We start from the raw sequence: 4,751 nt of genomic DNA on the forward strand, positions 1-4,751 counted from the left end.
TCCTCGTCCCGGCCCTGCGCAAGGGCCGCGACGAGGCCCCCGCCCTGCTGGCCGCCCTGGCCGCAGTGTTCGAGGCGGGCGCGGACGTCGACTGGACGGCCGTGTTCCGGGGCTCCGGCGCCCGCCGCGTCGACCTGCCGACCTACGCCTTCCAGCACGAGCACTACTGGCTCGACGCCGGCCCCGCGACCGCCGGATTCGTCTCCCCGGAGCATCCGTTCCTGGTCTCCTCGGTCGAACTGGCCGGCGACGAAGGCGGGTTGTTCACCGGCCGGCTGTCCGCGCAGACCACGCCGTGGCTGGCCGACCACGCCTTCGGCGGGGCGACGCTCTTCCCCGGCACGGGCTTCGTCGACCTCGCCCTGCACGCCGGCGACCGCGTCGGCTGCGGGCGCGTCGCCGACCTGGTGCTGGAGGCGCCGCTGGTCCTGCCGGAGAAGGGTGCGGCGGACGTTCAGCTGTCTGTCGCCGGCCCGGACGCCGACGGCTCGCGCCGCTTCACCGTGCACGCACGCCAGGTGGGCGCGCCGCCGGAGGTGCCGTGGACGCGGCACGCGACGGGTGTCCTCGCGGCGGCGGCCGCCCGGCCCTCCTCCGACCTGGCGGTGTGGCCCCCGGCCGGTGCCGAGCCGATCGAACTGGCCGGCATGTACGAGACGTTCGCCGACGGCGGGCTGGTCTACGGCCCGGCCTTCCAGGGCCTCACCAGGGCCTGGCGGCACGGGGACGACGTCCTCTCCGAGGTGGCGCTGCCGCAGGAGCTGGTGGCGGGCGCGGACGGGTTCGGCCTTCACCCGGCGGCGCTCGACGCGGCCCTGCACGCCCTCGGGCTGGCACGGGAGTCGGACCGTGCGGAGCTGCCGTTCGCATGGTCCGACGTGGAGCTGTTCGCCACCGGGGCGACCCTGCTGCGGGTGCGGCTGCGCCCGACGGCGGGTCAGGGCGCGGTGGCCCTCGACGTCGCCGACGCCCAGGGCCTGCCGGTGGCGTCGGTCGGCTCGCTGGCTCTGCGGCCGGTGTCCGCCGGCGAGGCCGGCGCGGGGGCGGGGGCGTTCCACGACTCCCTCTACCGCGTCGCCTGGACCGAGGCCCCGGCCGGACCGGTGCAGCGGACGGGCTCGTGGACCGTGCTGGCCGCACGGCCGGACGACCTGGCGGGCCGGCTGGACGCCGTCCCCGCGAAGGAGCTGGACGGGGTGGGCGGCGCCGACGTGGTGCTGCTGCCGGCCGGCGCTCCGGCCGCGGGCCCGGGCGACCCGGCGGCGTCCTCGCCGGAGGCCGTGCGCGCCGAGACGCACCGCGTCCTGGAGGTGCTCCAGGGCTGGCTGGCGGACGAGCGCTTCGCCGCGGCGAAGCTCGTCGTGCTGACCGGCGGGGCGGTCGCGACGGACACCGGCGACCCTCAGGGTGTCGACCCGTCGGGTGCGGCCGTCGGCGGCCTGGTGCGTTCCGCGCAGGCGGAGAACCCGGGCCGGATCGTCCTGGTCGACCTGGACGGCGACGAGGCGTCGCTGCGGGCGCTGCCCGCCGTGCTGGCGTCCGGCGAGGAGCAGGCGGCCGTCCGGGCGGGCGGCGTCCTGGTGCCGCGCCTGGTCCGGGTGGCGAAGGAGGCGGCCGGCGCTGAGCCGGCGTCCCCGTGGGACGGTGAGGGCACCGTGCTGATCACCGGGGCGACCGGCGGGCTCGGGCCCGTCTTCGCCCGGCACCTGGTCGCCGAGCACGGCGTCCGGCACCTGCTCCTGCTCAGCCGCAGGGGCGCGGACGCGCCGTCCGCGCCGGAGCTCCGGCGCGAGCTGGAGGAGCTGGGCGCCGAGTCGGTCCGCTTCGCGGCCGCCGACGTCGCCGACCGCGCCGCCCTGGCGGGCGTGCTCGACGACCTGCCCGCCGAGCACCCGCTCACCGGGGTCGTGCACGCGGCCGGTGTGCTCGACGACGCGACCGTGGGGTCCCTGACCCCGGAGCGCCTGGACGCCGTCCTGCGCCCCAAGGCGGACGCGGCCTGGCACCTGCACGAGCTGACCCGGGACCGCGACCTGAAGGCCTTCGTCCTCTTCTCGTCGGTCGGCGGGGTCCTCGGCGGTCCCGGCCAGGGCAACTACGCGGCGGCCAACGCCTTCCTGGACGCCCTCGCCCAGCACCGTGCGGCGGCCGGACTGCCCGCCACCTCGCTCGCCTGGGGCCTGTGGGGCACCGGCGGCATGGGCGGCGGGCTCTCCGACGCCGACGTGCAGCGGGCCGCCCGCTCCGGCGTCGCGGCACTGACCGGGGAGCAGGGAACGCGCCTGTTCGACGCGGCGCTCGGGACCGGCCTGCCGGCCCTCGTCCCGGTGGCCCTGGACCTCAGGACGCTCGGCCGCCTGGGCGCCGGCCAGCTGCCGTCCCTGTTCCAGGGGCTGGTGCGCCCGGCCGTCGCCCGGCGCACGGCGGGAACGACCGCCTCCGGCGCCGACGCCCTGCGGGGCCGGCTCGCCGCGGCCTCCTCCGACGACGAGCGCGAGGCGGTCCTCGTCGAGCTGGTGCGCGGCCGGGCCGCGCTGGTGCTCGGCCACAAGGACGCGGACGCCATCGAGGTCGAGCGGGCCTTCGGCGAGCTCGGCTTCGACTCGCTGACCTCGGTGGAGTTCCGCAACCGCATGGGGGAGGAGACCGGCCTGCGGCTGCCCGCCGGCCTGATCTTCGACTACCCGAGCATCCGGGTCCTCGCCCGGCACCTGCGGGAGCAGCTCGCCCCGCAGCTCCCGGTGTCCGCCGCCGACGGGCTTCCCGCCGACCCGGAGGCCCGGGTGCGGCTCGCCCTGCAGACGATCCCGCTGGCGCGGCTGCGGGAGACCGGGCTCATGGACAGCCTCCTCGAACTGGCCGGGCTCGGCGAGCCCGCCGGGGACGCGGCGGACGACCGGGGCAGCGACGTCGAGGACATCGACGACATGGACGCCGAGAGCCTCATCTCGATGGCGCTCAACGACACGACGCGGGAGGCGTGAGGCCGTCATGGTCCAGAACGATTCGAAGCTGGTCGAGGCACTGCGGTCCTCGCTGAAGGAGACCGAGCGCCTGCGGGAGCAGAACCGCAAGCTCGTGGCGGCCACCCGTGAGCCGATCGCCGTCGTCGGTATGGCCTGCCGCTTCCCCGGCGGCGCCGCCGGCCCGGACGAGCTCTGGGAGTTCGTCCGGGACGGCCGGGACGGCATCAGCCGCTTCCCCGCCGACCGCGGCTGGGACCTCGAACGGCTCTACGACCCGCAGAGCGAGCGGGCCAACACCAGCTACAGCGACCGGGGCGGCTTCCTGCACGACGCGGGGGAGTTCGACGCCAAGTTCTTCGGCATCGGCCTGCGCGAGGTGGCGGGCCTGGACCCGCAGCAGCGGCTGATGCTGGAGACCTCCTGGGAGGCGATGGAGCACGCGCGGATCCGGCCGGCCACCCTGCAGGGCACCCGGACGGGCGTCTTCACGGGCGTGATGTACCACGACTACCCGAACAGCTTCGGCAGCGGGAACATCGTCTCCGGCCGGGTCGCCTACACCTTCGGACTGGAGGGCCCGGCGGTGTCGGTGGACACGGCGTGCTCGTCCTCGCTGGTGGCCCTGCACCTGGCGGTGCAGGCACTGCGCCGGGGCGAGTGCGACCTCGCGCTGGCGGGCGGGGTCACCGTCATGGCGACCCCGGGCACCTTCGTGGAGTTCAGCCGCCAGCGCGGGCTGGCGCCCGACGGCCGCTGCAAGGCGTTCGCCGAGGCGGCGGACGGCACCGGCTTCGCCGAGGGTGTCGGCGTCGTCCTGGTGGAGCGGCTCTCGGACGCCCGGCGCAACGGGCACCGGATCCTGGCGGTGGTGCGGGGTTCGGCGGTGAACCAGGACGGTGCGAGCAACGGGCTGACGGCGCCGAACGGTCCGTCGCAGCAGCGGGTGATCCGGGCGGCGCTGGCCGACGCCGGTGTGGCGCCGGCCGACGTCGACGTGGTGGAGGCGCACGGGACGGGCACCACACTGGGTGACCCGATCGAGGCCGATGCCCTGCTGGCGACGTACGGTCAGGGCCGGCCGGAGGGCCGGCCGCTCTGGCTGGGCTCCGTGAAGTCGAACCTCGGCCACACCCAGGCCGCGGCCGGTGTCGCCGGCGTCATCAAGATGGTGCAGGCGATGCGGCACGAGGTGCTGCCGAAGACGCTGCACGTGGACGCTCCGTCCTCGCACGTGGACTGGGAGGCCGGCGCCGTCGAGGTGCTGGTGGAGTCCCGGCCGTGGGAGAAGGCGGACGGTGCGCCGCGCCGGGCGGGTGTGTCCTCGTTCGGGATCTCCGGCACCAACGCGCACGTGATCCTGGAGGAGGCCCCGGCGGACGAGTCGGTCGAGTCGGTCCGGGAGCCGGGCGCCGGCCGGCCGGCGGGTCTGCCGGTGCCGTTCGCGGTCTCCGGCCGTACGGACGAGGCGCTGCGGGCGCAGGCCGAGCGGCTGCACGCGTTCGTCGCCGCCGACGACTCCCCCCGGCTGTCCGACGTCGGCTTCTCGCTGGCGTCCTCGCGGACGGTGTTCGACCGGCGTGCGGTGGTGCTGGGTGCGACGCGTGAGGAGGTGCTGGCCGGGCTGGCCGCGGTGGCCGGCGGCGGCTCCTCTGAGCCGCGGATCGGCGGCCGGACGGCGTTCCTGTTCTCCGGCCAGGGTTCGCAGCGGGTCGGGATGGGTGGTGAACTGTACGAGGCCTTCCCGGTGTTCGCGGCTGCGCTGGACGAGGTGTGCGCGCTGCTGGA

2 protein-coding genes are annotated in these 4,751 nt (G+C 76.3%); both read left to right on the top strand.

Translation table 11 applies throughout. The features are described 5' to 3' along the window. Positions 1–2,984, top strand: a 2,984-nt coding sequence (locus ACZ3YO_RS39780) for a type I polyketide synthase (RefSeq protein WP_465579161.1), incomplete at its 5' end; no start/stop codon positions are given. 7 nt (positions 2,985–2,991) lie between these two features. Next, the coding region (locus ACZ3YO_RS39785) for a type I polyketide synthase (RefSeq protein WP_465579163.1) at positions 2,992–4,751 on the top strand (1,760 nt) is incomplete at its 3' end.

This window comes from Kitasatospora sp. NPDC022785 (assembly GCF_055561295.1).